A 16,127-nucleotide genomic window follows, 5' to 3' on the forward strand; every position below is an offset into this window, starting at 1 on the left:
CGGCAGTCACCGGCCCCCCGTAGGATGGTGCACATGGCAAAGACCGGTACGACGACCCAGGGGCTGCGCGCGGCGATCGAGCGCAGCGGCTACTACCCGGCCCTCGTGGCCGAGGCGGTCGAGGCCGCCGTCGGCGGGGAGCCGGTGGCTTCGTACCTGGTGCACCAGGAGACCACGTTCGACTCCAACGAGGTCCGCCGCCATGCCACGGTCCTTGTCCTCACCGAGCACCGCTTCATCGTCAGCCACACCGACGAGCAGGCCGCCGACACCAGCTCCCCGACGCCGTACGCCACCACCTCCACCGAGTCGGTCAAGCTCGACCGGATCTCCTCCGTCGTGGTCAGCCGGGTGGTGGCCAACCCGGAGAAGTACGTCCCGGGCACGCTGCCCCGCGAGGTCGTCCTCACCATCGGCTGGGGCGCGGTCTCCCGGATCGACCTGGAGCCCGCCGCCTGCGGCGACGCCAACTGCGAGGCCGACCACGGCTACACGGGCAGCTCCACCGCGGACGACCTGAGCCTGCGCGTCAGCGAGGCCGGGGACGGCCCGGACGCCGTCCGGCAGACCCTCGCCTTCGCCCAGTCCCTCTCCGAGGCCACGGCCGCCACCGCGGCGTCCGGCCGGTGATGGCCCAGCCCGCCTGGCAGGACCCGGTCCCGCTCGCCCTCGACACCGCGCCCGTCCCCGCGTACGGCAGCGGCTCGCTGGCCGACCTGCTGCCGACGCTCGCGGCCGGGCAGGGGGTGGAGGGCTTCACCGCCGCCATCCCCGAGCTGACGCCCGCCGACCGCAACTGCGTCTTCCTGATCGACGGCCTCGGCTGGGAGCAGATCACGGCGCACCCCGACGAGGCGCCCTTCCTGCACTCCCTGCTCCCCACCTCACGCGGAGGTACGGGGCAGCCGATCACCGCGGGCTTCCCCTCCACCACCGCGACCTCCCTCGCCTCGGTGGGTACGGGGCTGCCGCCCGGCGAGCACGGCCTGCCCGGCTACACCGTGCGCAACCCGGAGTCCGGCGCGCTGATGAACCAGCTCCGCTGGAAGCCGTTCACCGCGCCGAAGGTCTGGCAGCCCTACCCCACGGTCTTCCAGCTCGCCGACGCGGCGGGCGTGCGGACCGCCCAGGTCTCGTCCCCGGACTTCGAGCAGACCCCGCTCACCAAGGTCGCGCTCAGCGGCGGTTCCTTCCTCGGCCGGCTCTCCGGCGAGGACCGGATGGACGTCTCCGCCCAGCGGCTCGCCGCCGGTGACCGCTCGCTCGTCTATACGTACTACAGCGAGGTCGACGGCAAGGGCCACCGCTTCGGCGTCGACTCCGACGCCTGGCGCGGCCAGTTGATGTACGTCGACGGGCTAGCGCAACGCCTCGCCGAGCAGCTCCCGCCGCGCTCCGCGCTCTACATCACCGCCGACCACGGCATGATCGACATCCCGTTCGACGAGCAGTCCCGGATCGACTTCGACGAGGACTGGGAGCTGCGCGCGGGCGTCGCCCTGCTCGGCGGCGAGGGCCGTGCCCGCCATGTCTACGCGGTGCCCGGCGCACAGGGAGACGTCCTGGCCGTCTGGCGCGAGGTGCTGGGCGAGCAGTTCTGGGTGGCGAGCCGGGACGAGGCGATCGCGGCGGGCTGGTTCGGGCCCGTCATCGACGAGCGGGTGTACGGCCGGATCGGCGATGTGGTCGCCGCCGCCCACGACGACGTGGTCATCACCGCGTCGGTCAACGAGCCGCACGAGTCGGCGATGGTCGGCATGCACGGCTCACTGACCCCCGTCGAACAGCTCGTCCCGCTGCTCGAAGTACGCTCGTAACCGCGTTTCTCCCCCTCCGCTGTTCTGAAAGGTGCTCGACCCCTCATGCCCGAGCTGGTGTTCTTCTCCGGAACCATGGACTGCGGAAAGAGCACGCTGGCCCTGCAGATCGGTCACAACCGTTCCGCCCGCGGGCTCCAGGGCGTGATCTTCACCCGCGACGACCGCGCCGGCCAGGGGAAGCTCTCCTCCCGGCTCGGCCTGGTGACGGACGCCGTCGAGGCGGACGAGGGCATGGACGTCTACGGGCACATCGTCGACCGGGTCAGCCGGGGCGGCCGGGTCGACTACGTGATCGTGGACGAGGCGCAGTTCCTCGCCCCGGTCCAGATCGACCAGTTGGCCCGGGTCGTCGACGATCTGGGCCTGGACGTCTTCGCGTTCGGCATCACCACGGACTTCCGTACGAAGCTGTTCCCCGGCTCCCAGCGGCTGATCGAGCTGGCCGACCGGATAGAGGCCCTCCAGGTCGAGGCGCTCTGCTGGTGCGGCGCCCGCGCCACGCACAACGCCCGTACGGTGGACGGTGAAATGGTGGTCGAGGGCGCCCAGGTCGTCGTCGGCGACGTCAACCGGCAGGCGGGCGAGGTCGGTTACGAGGTGCTGTGCCGCCGCCACCACCGGCGCCGGCTGACCGCGGAGACGGCCCGCGCGGGCACGCTCTCCCCGGACGTCCTGCCGGTCGCCGCCGAAGGCTGATCCGGTCAGCCCTCGTACGTCCGGACGATCGTGAAGGCCGCGCCCTCGGGATCGACCACCGTCGCCAGCCGGCCGCTCGCCCCCTCGCGCGGCGGCTGGAGGATGTGCCCGCCCAGCTCCACCACCCGGGCGGCCGACTCGTCGACGTCGGCGACCTCGAAGTACGTCATCCAGTGCGGGCCCCGGTCGCGCGGCAGCGACTGGCCGACCCCGTGCAGGGCGGCCACCGGGCCGCCGTCCAGGTGCAGGGTCTGGTAGTCGAAGTCGGCGGAGACCACCGCCTCCGTCTCGTAACCGAAGACCGTCTGGTAGAACTTCGCGACCATCGAGGTCTCCCGGGTCACCAGCTCGTTCCAGACGGGGGTGCCGGGGACGCCCGCCGTCATGGTGCCGATGTGCTCCGAGCCCTGCCAGACGCCGAAGACCGCCCCTCCCGGGTCCGAGGCGATGGCGAGCCGGCCCGCCTCACCCGCGTCGATCGGCCCGACCGCGACCGTGCCGCCGCAGGAGCGGATCGCCTCGGCCGTCAGGTCCGCGTCGTCCGTCGCCAGATAGGTGGTCCAGGCGATCGGGAGGTGCCGGTCGGGCGGCAGCTGGCCGATGCCCGCGACCTCCTTCCCGTCGAGCAGAGCGCGGACGTAGGGGCCCAACTGGTCGGGCCCCGGCCGGAACTCCCAGCCGAACAGAGCTCCGTAGAACTCCTGGGTCGCGCTCAGGCCGTGCACGATCAGACTCACCCAGCAAGGTGTTCCGGGCGTGCGCCGGGCAGCAGCCTCGGTCATCGTGTTGTCTCTCCTCGGACCGTTGTGGTGGCCGTACAGGGGAACGGGGCAGGTACGCCGTCCCGGGTCAGGACGCGGTCCGCATACCCCGTGCAGATGCTCGCACCACCCGGCGCCGGCGCGGCAACGGCCGCGCCGCGTGCTCCGGGTTCTCGCCCAAGGGAGACCGATTTGGTGTGGTATGTCCGTTCGGTTGCTGGTACGGGTGCCGCTGCCTCTGCGCGAGGATGGCACCCATGAAGCCCATCATTACCGCATCCGAATACGCGAGCGAGTCGACGGGACCGCGGCCCCCGGTGCTCCTGGACGTCCGCTGGCAGTTGGGTGGTCCGCACGGCCGCCCCGACTACGAGGCCGGCCATCTGCCCGGCGCCGTCTTCGTCGACCTCGATACGGAACTGGCCGGACCGGCGGGCAGCGGCGGCCGCCACCCCCTCCCGGACCCGGAGGCCTTCGGCGCCGCGATGCGCCGCGCCGGGGTCGGGCAGGACACCCCGGTCGTGGTGTACGACGGCGGGCAGGGCTGGGCCGCCGCGCGCGCCTGGTGGCTGCTGCGCTGGACGGGGCACCCGGACGTACGGGTCCTGGACGGCGGGCTCGCCGGGTGGACCGGTGACCTCTCCACCGGGATCCCGGACCCCGCCGAGGGCGATTTCCGGCCGAAGCCCGGCGCCCTGCCCACCCTGGACGCGGACGGGGCCGCCGCCCTCGCCCGCACGGGGCTGCTCCTGGACGCGCGGGCGGCCGAGCGCTACCGGGGCGATGTCGAGCCGATCGACCGCGTCGGCGGCCACATCCCGGGCGCGGTCTCCGCACCGACCACGGCGAACGTCACCGAGGACGGCCGCTACCTTCCGGCCGGAGAGCTCGCCGAGCGGTTCACCGCACTGGGGGCGGGGAAGAGCGGCGAGCCGGTCGGCGTCTACTGCGGATCGGGGGTCTCCGGCGCCCATGAGGTGCTGGCCCTGGAGGTCGCCGGAATCCCCGCCGCGCTCTACCCCGGCTCCTGGTCCGAATGGTCCGCCGACCCCGCCCGCCCGGTCGCCACCGGTCCCGAGCCGCAGTAGGGCCCGGTCCGGTAAGCGCCGCGACGGAGAGGGGCCCGTACGCCATCGCGTACGGGCCCCTCTCCTGCCGACCGGCACTCCCGGTCAGTCCTGCTTCTTGCGGCGGGTGCCGAAGACGATCTCGTCCCAGCTCGGCACGGCGGCACGGCGTCCCGGCCGGACCCCGTCCGCCTCGGCCTGACGGTCCGTCGTCCCGGTCAGCCGGTCGCGGTGACCGGCCACCGCCCGGGGCATCAGCACATCCGCGTACGCCGAACCGGCACCGGCGGAGGCCGCGGCGGCGGGCGGCTCGTCCGCCTCGCTCTCCTCGACGGCGGGTTCGAGCGCGGGCGGCTCGGGCTGCGTCGGCCGCTCGGGGACGACCATGTCCCCGCGGAAGCTCGGCACCGCCTCCAGCAGGCTGGTCAGCGAGTCGCGCTCACCGGCCGAGGCACTGCTCACGTACTCCTCCGGCTCGGAAGCCGGTGCGGGCCGCTCGATCTGCCGGTCGAGCGCGCGGTCCAGCGGCCGGTCGCGCGGCAGCCGGGCGATCCGGGGCACGAACGGGAAGCTCGGCTCGGGCGCCGCGCCGTCGGTCTCACCGATCAGCGAACGCGCCTCGTCGTCGACGGCCTGGACCAGGCGCCTGGGCGGGTCGTACGTCCAGCTCGCCGAGTGCGGTTCGCCCGCGACCCGGTAGACGAGCAGGACCTCCCAGGTGCCGTCGTCGCGGCGCCAGGAGTCCCACTGGACGGTTTCCTTGTCGGCGCCGCGCAGCAGGAGACGCTCCTGCACCGCCTCGCCGAGCTGGGGGCCGGTGTTCTCGCCGGGACGGCGCACGGGAGTCTTCCGGGCCCGCTCGGCCATGAAGGCACGCTCCGCGAGCACAGGGCCCTCGAAGCGGCGCACACGGTCGACCGGGATGCCGGCGAACTGGGCGACCTCCTCCGCGGAGGCACCGGCCCGTATGCGGGCCTGGATGTCGCGGGGGCGGAGGTGGCTCTCCACCTCGATCTCGATCTGGCCGAGCCGGGCGCGGTCGTTGCGCACGGCGGCGCGCAGCCGCTCATCGATCGGAAGCGTGTATTCCGTGCTGTCCGCAGCCTTGAGCACCAGTCGTGTGCCGTCGTTGGAGACGGCCACGACACGCAGTTCGGGCATGGGGACCTCCCGGGTGGTGCCTGCCGACGTCACGTGCGTCGCTGCTTCCGCTAGTCGAGTGTGACCTGCCCGGGTGCAGCCTGCCACAACCTTGCCAAGTTGCCCGGCGTGTCGGGCGCCCGCCCTGGAACGCCGCCATGGCACGGTTGTCTCTTGCGTCCCAAAGTGACCGATTTGGCCGCTCTGCGTAACAAGCACCCGTGCCATGCCTTGGCGCCGCCGGTCCGAGTGGAGCCGCCGGCCCCTCTCCCGTAGCTGCGGATTCCCATGTGGGAGTCCGCCCCAGGGCTCGTCACAGTACTCCATTCGGGCCACCTGGTGTGGACCGGCGCGCCGCCGAACTTCTCGGGAGGTGCGGGAGTTGGGATACCCGGTTCTCCGCGAAATGCCCCTGATGCGTGTTGTGCTTCACACAATCACCCGAAACGGAACTATCCACTTCGCTCATTTGTCCCTTCCTGTTGCATGGTGGGAGAGATGTCAAGCAGGGGCTGGTAATGGTTCAGAAGCCGGAAAGTGACACAGAACCCAAGGAAAGGCGCATAGATCTGAGTCTGCCGCAGGTCGCCGGGAGTGCGGTGGCGGCCGTCGCCGCAGCCGTGGCGGCCTCGCAACTGGGCGTGTACGGCACCATCGCCGGGGCCGGCGTGATGAGCGTCGTCGCCACCTGCGGGGGCTCCGTCTTCCAGCACTTCTTCCGCCGCACCGGCGAGCAGATCCGCGAGGTGACGGTCCAGGTGACCCACCCCGAGGGCCGCCAGGTGACGGTGCACACCAAGGAGACGACGCCCGCGGGCCGCAGAGGCGCCGAGCGGCGGACGGACCCGGAGCCGGCACCGGTGGACGACGCCACCACGGTGCTGCCCACGGTCGACCCGGGCGGGGTCCCGGAGGTGGTCCCGGACGCGGAGAGCACGCGGCAGCTGAGGCCCGCCGACCCGGACCGGACCCAGCTGCTGGACCTCGGCGACGCGCGGACCCGGATGCTGAGGGCGCAGCCGGGCGCGGGGGCCGGATCCGACCCGGACCGTACGCAGTTGCTGCCCCAGGCCCCGTCAGGCCTGGCGGGCACCGGTGCCCCGTCCACCGGTGCCGGGTTCACCGAAGGCACCACCCAGGGCACCCGGCTGCGCGGCTGGAAGCGTCCCGCGCTCGCGGCCGCCGCGGTCTTCGCCGTGTCCATGGCCGGGATCACCGCCTTCGAGATGATCTCGGGCAACGATCTCAGCGGTGGCCAGGGGACCACCCTCAGCTCCGTCGTACGCGGCGGAGGCGACCGCGACCAGGGTCCGGCCGATCCCACGCCCTCCGGGGACACCGGCCGGGACGGCGGCGACGGGCAGCAGGACCCGGGCGACGGCAACGGCTCGGCTCCCGCGACCGACCCGGGCGACGGCTCCACCGCGAGCCCGGACCCCGGTACGGGCACGGGCGGTGAGAACCCGTCCACCGGGACCACCCCCACGCCGACGCCCTCCCACTCCGGCGGCGGGACCACGCCCGCCCCGACGCCGACCCCCTCGACCCCCGGCGACGGCGGCACAGGCGCACCCGACCCGACCGGCACCGGCGGCGCCCCCGGCCAGGGGGAACAGGCCCCGCCCGCCGACGGCACCGGCGCCGAGTGACCGACGTACCGCCGGACGCGCATCGGCCCCCTCGACGGAAGACGTCGAGGGGGCCGATGGCGTACCGGGAGCTCACTCCCCGAGGACGCGCCGCAGGTAGTCGTTGCCGAACATCCGGTCCGGGTCGAGCCGGTCGCGTACGGCGGTGAACTCGCCGAAGCGCGGGTAGACCCCCGCCAGGTACGCCGCGTCCCGGGTGTGGATCTTGCCCCAGTGCGGCCGCCCGGAGTGCGCGGTCATGATCCGCTCCACCGCGGTGAAGTACGAGCGGTGGGGCGTGCCCTTGTAGAGGTGCACGGCGATGTACGCGCTCTCCCGGCCCGAGGCCGTCGAGAGGGCCATGTCGTCGGCGGGCGCGGTGCGCACCTCGACCGGGAAGCTGATCTTCAGCGGTGAGCGCTCGACCATCGCCTTCAGCTCCCGCAGCGCCGCCACGGCCTGCTCGCGCGGAACGGCGTACTCCATCTCCACGAACTTCACCCGGCGCGGGCTGGTGAACACCTTGTACGGGATGTCGGTGTAGGTCCGGGCCGAGAGGGCGCGGCTGGCGAGCCCGGCGATCGAGGGGATCGTCGCGGGGACCGCCCGGCCGAGCGAACAGGCCACCTGGAAGACCCCGTTGGAGAGCAGCTCGTCATCGATCCAGCTGCTCACCTTCCCGGGCGGGGCGGCCGGGCCCGCGCTGCGGTTGTTGCGCTTGGTGTTGCAGTTGCCGGTGTGCGGGAACCAGTAGAACTCGAAGTGCTCGTTCTCGGCGACCAGTTGGTCGAACTCCGCGGTGACCCGGTCGAAGGCCATCGGCTCCTCGCGGGCGGTCAGCAGGAAGACCGGCTCCACGGCGAGGGTGACCGCGGTGATCACGCCGAGGGCGCCGAGCCCGATCCGGGCGACGGCGAACACCTCCGGGTTCTCCTGCTCCGAGCAGACCAGCACGGTGCCGTCGGCGGTGACCAGTTCCAGGGCGCGGATCTGGGCGGATATCGACGCCGACTCACGGCCGGTGCCGTGCGTTCCGGTGGAGGTCGCCCCGGCGACCGTCTGCTCCATGATGTCGCCCATGTTCGTGAGCGAGAGCCCCTCACGGGCGAGCGCGGTGTTGAGGCGCTTGAGCGGAGTGCCGGCCTCCACGGTGACGGTCATCGCCCTGCGGTCGATGTCCCGGATACCGGTGAGCAGGTCCGGGCGTATCAGCACCCCGTCGGTGGCGGCGGTCGCCGTGAAGGAGTGGCCGGTGCCGACCGGCTTCACCTTGAGGCCGTCCGCACCCGCCCGGCGCACCACGTCGACCAGCTCTTCCACGGACGCGGGGGACTCGGCCCGGGCCGGCCGGGCGGTCACATTGCCCGCCCAGTTACGCCACGCGCTCGTCGTCGTCCGTGCGTAGGTGTCGGTCATCTTCCCCGCGCCCTCCCGTAGGAACCGGCTTGGCCAGCCGGCGATACCCCAGGAACGCCACCGCCGCCGCGAGCGCTCCCGCCACGGCGGGCACCGCGTACCCCGCCTTGGCCCCGGCGGCGTCGACCACCCAGCCGGCGGCCGAGGAGCCGAGCGCCACCCCGACGGCGAGCCCGGTACTGGTCCAGGTCATGCCCTCGGTCAGCTTGGTGCGCGGTACGTGCGCTTCGACGAGGGCCATGGTGGTGACCATCGTCGGTGCGATGGCGAGGCCCGCGACAAAGAGCGCCACGGCCAGCAACGGAAGGTTCCCGGCCAGTTGGAGGGGGATCATACTCACGGCCATCGCGCAGACACCCACCAGCCACCTGGCCGCGGGCTTCCCCTTCAGGTGCAGCAGCCCGAAGACGGCCCCCGCGAGACAGGAACCGAGCGCGTAGACGGCCAGCACGAGGGAGGCGGCGGCCTTGTGGCCGCTCTCCTCGGCGAACGCCACCGTCACCACGTCGACGGCGCCGAAGATCGCGCCCGTCGCCACGAAGGTGACCACCAGGACCTGGAGCCCCGGCGAGCGCAGCGCCGAGCCGCCGGTGTGCTGCGACTTGGGGTGCGGAATCGGCTCGGTGGTGCGCTGGGAGGTCAGCCAGAAGACCCCGACCAGCAGGAACCCGGCGGCGATCAGCGGGCCGGCCTCCGGGAACCAGGCGGTGGAGAGGCCGATCGAGATGATCGGGCCGAAGATGAAGCACACCTCGTCGACGATCGACTCCCAGGAGTACGCCGTGTGCAGCTCGCGGCTCGAACCCCGGTAGATCGCCGCCCAGCGGGCCCGGATCATCGACCCCACACTCGGCACACAGCCGGCGCCCGCCGCGAAGACGAACAGCGTCCAGTCCGGCGCCCCCTGCTGGGCACAGATCAGCAGCCCCGCCACCGCCGCCACCGAGACCAGCGTGAAGGGACGCAGCACCCGCCGCTGGCCGTGCCGGTCGACCAGGCGCGAGACCTGCGGACCGAAGACCGCGGCCGCCATGGCCAGCGTCGCGGTGAGCGCACCGGCCAGCCCGTAGCGGCCGGTGAGCTGCGAAATCATGGTCACGACCCCGATGCCCATCATGGACAGCGGCATCCGCCCGAGGAGCCCGGCGGCGGAGAACCCCTTGGATCCGGGGGCGGCGAAGATGGCGCGGTAGGGGCTCGGCAAGGGGGTACTCCGGTCGTGCCTGTCAGGCGTATGGCGGGCTGTTACAGCTTACGGGCGGGTGGATGTTCCGGACACCGGATTTCCGGACGGCCCGGGGGTGGCGAGGACGGGCGGGCACCGGTCTCCGAGCCTTCCCGACAGGGCGTCGGATGTCGGTTGCCGCCCTGTCGGCGGCGGGTGGCAGGATCGGTGTCATGTCCGATCTGCGCGATCCCGCTCCCTATGACGCCCTGCTGCTGCTCTCCTTCGGCGGTCCCGAGGGCCCGGACGACGTGGTCCCGTTCCTGGCGAACGTGACCCGCGGCCGGGGCATCCCCGAGGAACGGCTCAAGGAGGTCGGCAAGCACTACTTCCTCTTCGGCGGGGTCAGCCCGATCAACGCCCAGAACCGCGCGCTGCTGGACGCCCTGCGCAAGGACTTCGCCGACCACGGCCTGGACCTCCCGGTCTACTGGGGCAACCGCAACTGGGCGCCGTACCTGACCGACACCCTGCGGGGGATGACTGCCGACGGGCACCGCCGGATCGCCGTCCTCGCCACCAGCGCCTACGCCTCGTACTCGGGCTGCCGCCAGTACCGCGAGAACCTCGCGGAGTCGCTGGCCGCCCTGGCGGCGGAGGGCCTCGACGTCCCGCGCGTGGACAAGCTGCGCCACTACTTCAACCACCCCGGCTTCGTGGAGCCCATGGTCGACGGGGTGCTCGCCTCGCTCGCCGATCTCCCCGAGGACGTCCGCGCGGGCGCCCACCTCGCCTTCACCACGCACTCCATCCCGACCTCCGCCGCCGACGCCTCGGGCCCGGTGGAGGCGCACGGCGAGGGCGGGGCGTACGTCGCGGAGCACCTGGACGTGGCCCGGCTGATCGTGGAGGCGGTGCGCGCGGAGACCGGCATCGAGCACCCCTGGCAGCTCGTCTACCAGTCCCGCAGCGGCGCCCCCCACATCCCGTGGCTGGAGCCCGACATCTGCGACCACCTGGAGGCCCTGCACGGCGAGGGCGTCCCCGCGGTCGTGATGGCGCCCATCGGCTTCGTCTCGGACCACATGGAGGTCCTGTACGACCTCGACACCGAGGCCACCGCGAAGGCCGCCGAGCTCGGTCTGCCGGTCCGGCGGTCCGCGACGGTGGGCGACGACCCGCGTTTCGCCGCCGCCGTACGGGATCTGCTCCTGGAGCGCGCGGCGAGCGAGCGGGGGCGTGAGGTGAAGCCCTGCGCGCTGGGTTCCCTCGGCCCCTCCCACGACCTCTGCCCGGTCGGCTGCTGCCCGGCCAGGGCACCCAAGCCGGCCGCGGCGGGCGCGGACAGCCCGTACGCGTAGCCCGTACGCACCGACCACCTCTGGGAGCACCGTGACCGACCCCGCCCTGACCGAACTGCTCGACCTCGCCCTGGAGGCCGCGCGCCGCGCCGGAGCCCTGCTGCGCGACGGCCGCCTCGCCGACCTGGGGGTGGCCGCCACCAAATCCAGCCCCATCGATGTGGTCACCGAGATGGACATCGCCGCCGAGAAGCTGATCACCGGCTACCTCTCCGACTTCCGCCCCGACGACGGCTTCCTCGGCGAGGAAGGGGCCAGCTCCCCGGGCAGCACCGGCATCCGCTGGGTCATCGACCCGCTGGACGGCACCGTGAACTACCTGTACGGCCTGCCCACCTGGGCGGTCTCCATCGCCGCCGAGCGCGACGGAGAGCGGGTCGTGGGCGTCGTCGAGGCCCCGATGCGCCGGGAGACGTACCAGGCGGTCCTGGGCAGCGGTGCGTACGCGAACGGCAACGCCCTGCGCTGCCGCCCCGCCCCGCCGCTGGACCAGGCCCTCGTCTCGACCGGCTTCAACTACGTCAGCAAGGTCCGCAGCCACCAGGCGGACGTCGCCCAGCAGCTGATCCCGCGGCTCCGGGACATCCGGCGCAGCGGCTCGGCCGCCGTCGACCTCTGCGATGTGGCGGCGGGGCGGCTGGACGGCTACTACGAGCGCGGGCTGCACCCCTGGGACCTGGCCGCCGGCGACCTGATCGCCCGGGAGGCGGGCGCGCTGACCGGCGGCCGCCCCGGACTGCCGGCCGACGGCGACCTGACGGTGGCCGCCACCCCCGGGGTCTTCGAGCCGCTGCAGGCCGCCCTCGACGAGCTGGGCGCCTGGCACGACTGACACCCCTGCCCGGCCCGAACGCCCTGGTGGGAGCTGTGAGGGCCGTACGGCGCAGCAGAGGGCCCCGGGTGCCGTGTCGGCATCCGGGGCCCTCTGTCGTACGGCTCAGACGCTTGTGGCGCCGATTTCCACGCCGTGCTCGGCCGCGAGGCGGTGCAGGTCGTCCAGCTCGCCCTGCTCGACATCCGCCAGGAAGTCGTCGCCGTCCTCGCGAGCCCGCGTGAGGTCGGACTCGGTGCTCTTGATGCGTTGCAGCAGACCTGCGGTGAAAGCGTCCATGATGCGCCCCCTCATCGTGGGTCGGTGGCACGGGGGTGTGCCCGGGATTCCTCCGGCAGGGGAGCCGGAGGGGCGGGTGATCTCGCCGCTTCTCCGGGGAAACGGAGCGGGGCCGTGGCATGCCACGGGCCGGACGTGATCGCGGGTGTGAACCCCTCATCCCCACACGCAGTCTCAGAGAAACCTCAACTGACCGGTAATTCCGCCCCATTCCCCGGGCCCGGCCGGCCCGAGCGCCGCCTTACCGCCGGTTTATACGCGTTGCGGGCAGGATGGATGTACACAGTCGGCCTCCCCCGGGGGCCGTTCGCTGTGTGAACCCGTAGAAGGACCTAAGGAAGGACTGCGCTGTGCGCGTACTCGTCGTCGAGGACGAGCAGCTGCTCGCCGATGCGGTGGCCACCGGACTGCGCCGGGAGGCCATGGCCGTCGACGTCGTCTACGACGGTGCCGCGGCCCTGGAGCGCATCGGGGTCAACGACTACGACGTCGTCGTGCTGGACCGGGACCTCCCGGTGGTGCACGGCGACGACGTCTGCCGCAAGATCGTGGAGCTCGGCATGCCCACCCGGGTGCTCATGCTCACCGCCTCCGGTGACGTCAGCGACCGGGTGGAGGGCCTGGAGCTGGGCGCCGACGACTATCTGCCCAAGCCCTTCGCCTTCAGCGAGCTGACCGCCCGGGTCCGCGCACTGGGCCGCCGTACGACGGTGGCGCTGCCCCCCGTCCTGGAGCGGGCCGGCATCAAGCTCGACCCGAACCGGCGCGAGGTCTTCCGGGACGAGGTGGAGATCCAGCTCGCCCCCAAGGAGTTCGCGGTGCTGGAGGTCCTGATGCGGAGCGAGGGTGCCGTCGTCTCCGCGGAGCAGCTCCTGGAGAAGGCCTGGGACGAGAACACCGACCCCTTCACCAACGTGGTGCGCGTCACGGTCATGACGCTCCGCCGCAAGCTCGGCGAGCCGCCCGTCATCGTCACCGTGCCGGGCTCCGGATACCGGATCTGAGGATCATGACCACCACCCCCGACCCCCCTGTGGCGCCTCCGAAGCCCACCTGGGAGCCCAAGCAGCAGGAGCCGCTGTACCCGTGGCTGCGCCCGACCATCCGGATACGGCTCACGCTGCTCTACGGCGGGATGTTCCTGATCGCGGGCATCATGCTGCTCTCGATCATCTACATGCTGGCCGCGCAGGGGCTGCACGTGGGCAACGAGCTGCCGTTCAAGCTGCTGCCCGACAGCAAGATCCAGCTCACCAGCAACGCCTGTCCCGCCCTCACCCCGGGCCTCTCGGCGGACGAGGCGAACGCCGCGCTCAAGGCGTGCAACGGGGAGCAGCGCCAGCAGGCCCTGGACACCCTGCTCAACCGTTCGCTCCTCGCCCTGGTCGGTCTCAGCATCATCGCCTTCGCCTTCGGCTACGCCATGGCCGGACGCGTCCTGTCCCCGCTCGGCCGGATCACCCGGACCGCGCGCAGGGTGGCGGGTACGGACCTCACCCGGCGGATCGAGCTGGACGGCCCGGACGACGAGCTCAAGGAGCTCGCTGACACCTTCGACGACATGCTGGACCGGCTGGAGCGGGCGTTCACCGCGCAGCAGCGGTTCGTCGGCAACGCCTCGCACGAGCTGCGCACCCCGCTGGCGATCAACCGCACGCTGCTGGAGGTCCACCTCTCCGACCCGGAGGCACCGCCCGAGCTCCAGCAGCTCGGGAAGACCCTGCTGGCCACCAACGAGCGCAGTGAGCAGCTGGTCGAGGGGCTGCTGCTGCTGGCCCGCAGCGACAACCAGATCATCGAGCGCAAACCGGTCGACCTCGCCGAGGTCGCCGACCGCGCGATCGACCAGGCCCGGTCGGAGGCGGTGGCGAAGAACGTCGAGATCCGCGGCGAGCGGGCCGCCGCCGTAGTCCAGGGCAACGGGGTCCTGCTGGAGCGGATCGCCCTGAACCTCGTACAGAACGCCGTGCGCTACAACGTGGCCGAGGACGGCTGGGTGGAGGTCACCACCTCCCTGCAGACCGGCCAGGCCCTGCTGGTCGTCTCGAACACAGGTCCTGTGGTCCCGGCGTACGAGATCGACAACCTCTTCGAGCCCTTCCGGCGGCTGCGTACGGAGCGCACGGGCAGTGACAAGGGGGTCGGACTCGGCCTGTCGATCGCGCGGTCCGTCGCGCGGGCCCACGGAGGCCGTATCATCGCGGAGCCCCGCGAAGGCGGCGGTCTCGTGATGCGCGTCACCCTGCCGGTCTGAGAGGCTGCACGGTGTGACTCTGCACCGAATCTTCATGTTCGCTTTGGGCGGAATTTTCAGGACCCGTTCCCGGGTGAGTCGTGTGTGATCGATCACAGAGGCCGTTTTTGGGCCATCTACTCTCCGTGATCGCATCCCGTTCGGAAAGCCGGTAATCGTCCGGGTTTTCGGAGGGTGTTATCACGGGAAGTACACGGGGTGGCGCCTGTGAACTGCACAGTCGGGACCGTGTACGGTCCCCATCGCCACCCAAGCCGAGCCTCGCCGAGGCGACCGGTTGGGTGTCGATTGAGTAACAGACCTTGATGTGAGGCAAAATCTCCGCCTCAGGTCGGGCACAAGTCCGGCCTCTCACGCGTTACGTGCGCTGAGACACCCGCAGAAACCCAAGAGGGGGAGAGCGACATGGCAACGGATTACGACACCCCACGCAAGACCGACGACGACGTGGACCAGGACAGCCTCGAAGAGCTCAAGGCTCGTCGGAGCGACAAGACGGCATCCGCCGTCGACGTCGACGAGTTCGACGCGGCCGAAGGACTCGAGCTGCCCGGCGCGGACCTCTCCAACGAGGAGCTGGCCGTCCGGGTGCTGCCCAAGCAGGCCGATGAGTTCACCTGCATGAGCTGCTTCCTGGTGCACCACCGCAGCCAGCTGGCCCGCGAGAAGAACGGTCAGCCCATCTGCCGCGACTGCGACTGAGGTCGGGTCGGCCGTGGCAGGCGACACACCGTTCCGGAAGCGGCGCCCCTGGCGCCGGCACGGACCGGAGGCGGAACAGGGCGGCACAGGCCCGGCACCAGGCGTCAGCCCGGCTGCCGAGCGGTCCGCCGCCCTGCCGGAGACCTCCGGTATCTCCCGTCCCGGTGATTCCGGTACGTCCGACGACGAGCGGGGCCGTTCGGCCTCGCTCGAAGTGGCGGGGGCGGCAGACCTGCCGGAGCTGGGCGGAGAGACGGACCAGGCGGAGCCCACGACCGGGGCAGGCCGCCTGCAAGCAGTGAAACGGGGGGTGCGCAGAGGCGGGGAGAGCGCCCGTGCGCTGGCCGGCCAGCTGGCCGACCGGATCATCGAAACGGCTCCCCGCGTCCCGGTGCGCGATCTCGCCACCCTGCGCAAGCACTTCCCCGGGCTGGGGCCCGAGGAGCTCGCCGACAAGCTGGTGGCGGGCGCGAGCCGGGCCAGCGCGACCGTCGGCGCGGGTATCGGCGCGGCCGCCATGCTGCCCGTGCCACCCGCCATGCTCGCCGAGCTGGCGGCGGAGGTCACCGGCGTCGCCGCGATCGAGATGAAGCTCGTCGCCGAACTCCACGAGGTCTACGGCCGCCGCCCGCCGGGAAATCTCGGCCAGCGCTCCACCGCGTATCTGACGTCGTGGACGGAGGAGCGCGGCATCGATGTCACCCGGCCCACCACGCTCAACGCGGCCGTGGGCGGCCAGATGAAGCGCGAGCTGCGCCAGCAGATCATGAAGCGCATGGCGCGCAACCTGCCCAACCTGATCCCGTTCATGATCGGCGCCGCGGTCGGCGCCACGATGAACCGCCGCGACACCCGCAAGCTCGCCGACCGGATCAGGAACGACCTGCGCAAGCAGCAGATCCCCTGGGACCGGCTCGCCGAGCTGCCCCCGCTGGAGCAGCCCGTGCTGCCCGCCGTGCTGCCCAAGGAGATCGAGGGCGGCTGAGCCCGCCCACGAGCGTCCGCA

Annotated in this window: 16 protein-coding genes; 11 read left to right on the forward strand and 5 right to left on the reverse strand. The window is 72.1% G+C overall.

Annotation, left to right across the window (positions count from 1 at the left end; translation table 11 throughout):
- Positions 1-33 precede the first annotated feature (33 nt).
- The 3 genes from IE264_RS32150 to IE264_RS32160 are packed head-to-tail and all read left to right on the forward strand — an operon-like array spanning position 34 to position 2,516.
- Positions 34-630: a DUF5998 family protein gene (locus IE264_RS32150; RefSeq protein ID WP_032757129.1), complete on the forward strand. Its 597-nt coding sequence runs from the start codon at positions 34-36 to the stop codon at positions 628-630.
- Positions 630-1,817: an alkaline phosphatase family protein gene (locus IE264_RS32155; RefSeq protein WP_015611943.1), complete on the forward strand. Its 1,188-nt coding sequence runs from the start codon at positions 630-632 to the stop codon at positions 1,815-1,817. The genes IE264_RS32150 and IE264_RS32155 overlap by 1 nt, the downstream gene beginning before the upstream one ends.
- A 45-nt stretch (positions 1,818-1,862) precedes the next feature.
- Positions 1,863-2,516, forward strand: a complete 654-nt coding sequence (locus IE264_RS32160) for a thymidine kinase (RefSeq protein ID WP_015611944.1) — start codon at positions 1,863-1,865, stop codon at positions 2,514-2,516.
- Between the two features lie 5 nt (positions 2,517-2,521).
- Here the strand turns inward: IE264_RS32160 and IE264_RS32165 are convergent, their stop codons facing one another.
- Positions 2,522-3,298, reverse strand: a complete 777-nt coding sequence (locus IE264_RS32165) for a VOC family protein (protein ID WP_032757131.1) — start codon at positions 3,296-3,298, stop codon at positions 2,522-2,524.
- Positions 3,299-3,534: 236 nt separating this feature from the next.
- Between IE264_RS32165 and IE264_RS32170 the strand changes: the two genes are divergently transcribed.
- Positions 3,535-4,365, forward strand: coding sequence for a sulfurtransferase (locus IE264_RS32170; protein ID WP_032757132.1), 831 nt, complete (start codon positions 3,535-3,537; stop codon positions 4,363-4,365).
- A gap of 84 nt (positions 4,366-4,449) precedes the next feature.
- On the opposite strand, the gene sepH is transcribed toward IE264_RS32170, so the two are convergent.
- The gene (gene sepH, locus IE264_RS32175; RefSeq protein ID WP_032757178.1) at positions 4,450-5,505 is read right to left on the reverse strand and encodes a septation protein SepH; all 1,056 of its coding nucleotides are present in this window, start codon (positions 5,503-5,505) and stop codon (positions 4,450-4,452) included.
- Between the two features lie 497 nt (positions 5,506-6,002).
- On the opposite strand from sepH, the gene IE264_RS32180 reads away from it, so the two are divergent.
- A complete protein-coding gene (locus IE264_RS32180; RefSeq protein WP_015611948.1) occupies positions 6,003-7,133 on the forward strand; it encodes a hypothetical protein in 1,131 nt (376 codons plus the stop codon).
- Positions 7,134-7,205: 72 nt separating this feature from the next.
- On the opposite strand, the gene IE264_RS32185 is transcribed toward IE264_RS32180, so the two are convergent.
- Together IE264_RS32185 and IE264_RS32190 are read right to left on the reverse strand one after the other, a co-directional pair.
- Positions 7,206-8,528 carry a D-arabinono-1,4-lactone oxidase gene (locus IE264_RS32185; RefSeq protein ID WP_032757134.1) on the reverse strand — a complete coding sequence of 441 codons (1,323 nt, stop codon included), beginning with the start codon at positions 8,526-8,528 and terminating at the stop codon, positions 7,206-7,208.
- On the reverse strand, positions 8,485-9,732 hold the full coding sequence (locus IE264_RS32190; protein WP_015611950.1) for an MFS transporter: 1,248 nt from the start codon (positions 9,730-9,732) through the stop codon (positions 8,485-8,487). The genes IE264_RS32185 and IE264_RS32190 overlap by 44 nt, the downstream gene beginning before the upstream one ends.
- Positions 9,733-9,926: 194 nt before the next feature.
- On the opposite strand from IE264_RS32190, the gene IE264_RS32195 reads away from it, so the two are divergent.
- Positions 9,927-11,054, forward strand: a complete 1,128-nt coding sequence (locus IE264_RS32195; protein WP_032757135.1) for a ferrochelatase — start codon at positions 9,927-9,929, stop codon at positions 11,052-11,054.
- A 31-nt stretch (positions 11,055-11,085) separates the two neighbouring features.
- Complete coding sequence (locus tag IE264_RS32200) at positions 11,086-11,886, forward strand: inositol monophosphatase family protein (RefSeq protein WP_032757136.1); 801 nt, start codon at positions 11,086-11,088, stop codon at positions 11,884-11,886.
- Positions 11,887-11,991: 105 nt separating this feature from the next.
- On the opposite strand, the gene IE264_RS32205 is transcribed toward IE264_RS32200, so the two are convergent.
- Entirely contained in the window at positions 11,992-12,165 is a 174-nt protein-coding gene (locus IE264_RS32205; RefSeq protein ID WP_015611953.1) for a hypothetical protein, read from the reverse strand.
- A 350-nt stretch (positions 12,166-12,515) separates the two neighbouring features.
- Between IE264_RS32205 and IE264_RS32210 the strand changes: the two genes are divergently transcribed.
- From IE264_RS32210 to IE264_RS32225, 4 genes are all read left to right on the forward strand, one after another.
- Positions 12,516-13,169 (forward strand): response regulator transcription factor, encoded by a 654-nt coding sequence (locus IE264_RS32210; protein WP_006128158.1) that lies wholly within the window; start codon positions 12,516-12,518, stop codon positions 13,167-13,169.
- Between the two features lie 5 nt (positions 13,170-13,174).
- Positions 13,175-14,419, forward strand: coding sequence for a sensor histidine kinase (locus IE264_RS32215; RefSeq protein WP_032757138.1), 1,245 nt, complete (start codon positions 13,175-13,177; stop codon positions 14,417-14,419).
- Between the two features lie 405 nt (positions 14,420-14,824).
- Complete coding sequence (locus IE264_RS32220; RefSeq protein WP_003965732.1) at positions 14,825-15,121, forward strand: DUF4193 domain-containing protein; 297 nt, start codon at positions 14,825-14,827, stop codon at positions 15,119-15,121.
- A 13-nt stretch (positions 15,122-15,134) separates the two neighbouring features.
- On the forward strand, positions 15,135-16,106 hold the full coding sequence (locus IE264_RS32225; RefSeq protein ID WP_032757139.1) for a hypothetical protein: 972 nt from the start codon (positions 15,135-15,137) through the stop codon (positions 16,104-16,106).
- Positions 16,107-16,127: the final 21 nt, after the last annotated feature.

Source organism: Streptomyces microflavus (assembly GCF_014650075.1).
Lineage (GTDB): Bacteria > Actinomycetota > Actinomycetes > Streptomycetales > Streptomycetaceae > Streptomyces > Streptomyces microflavus.

Excerpts from the sequence above, each read along its gene's own strand:
- IE264_RS32220 (WP_003965732.1), top strand. The coding sequence starts at position 14,825 with ATGGCAACGGATTACGACACCCCACGCAAGACCGACGACGACGTGGAC.
- IE264_RS32195 (WP_032757135.1), top strand. The coding sequence starts at position 9,927 with ATGTCCGATCTGCGCGATCCCGCTCCCTATGACGCCCTGCTGCTGCTC.
- IE264_RS32165 (WP_032757131.1), bottom strand. The coding sequence starts at position 3,298 with ATGACCGAGGCTGCTGCCCGGCGCACGCCCGGAACACCTTGCTGGGTG.
- IE264_RS32150 (WP_032757129.1), top strand. The coding sequence starts at position 34 with ATGGCAAAGACCGGTACGACGACCCAGGGGCTGCGCGCGGCGATCGAG.
- IE264_RS32180 (WP_015611948.1), top strand. The coding sequence starts at position 6,003 with ATGGTTCAGAAGCCGGAAAGTGACACAGAACCCAAGGAAAGGCGCATA.
- IE264_RS32170 (WP_032757132.1), top strand. The coding sequence starts at position 3,535 with ATGAAGCCCATCATTACCGCATCCGAATACGCGAGCGAGTCGACGGGA.
- IE264_RS32215 (WP_032757138.1), top strand. The coding sequence starts at position 13,175 with ATGACCACCACCCCCGACCCCCCTGTGGCGCCTCCGAAGCCCACCTGG.
- IE264_RS32185 (WP_032757134.1), bottom strand. The coding sequence starts at position 8,528 with ATGACCGACACCTACGCACGGACGACGACGAGCGCGTGGCGTAACTGG.
- sepH (WP_032757178.1), bottom strand. The coding sequence starts at position 5,505 with ATGCCCGAACTGCGTGTCGTGGCCGTCTCCAACGACGGCACACGACTG.
- IE264_RS32155 (WP_015611943.1), top strand. The coding sequence starts at position 630 with ATGGCCCAGCCCGCCTGGCAGGACCCGGTCCCGCTCGCCCTCGACACC.
- IE264_RS32160 (WP_015611944.1), top strand. The coding sequence starts at position 1,863 with ATGCCCGAGCTGGTGTTCTTCTCCGGAACCATGGACTGCGGAAAGAGC.
- IE264_RS32205 (WP_015611953.1), bottom strand. The coding sequence starts at position 12,165 with ATGGACGCTTTCACCGCAGGTCTGCTGCAACGCATCAAGAGCACCGAG.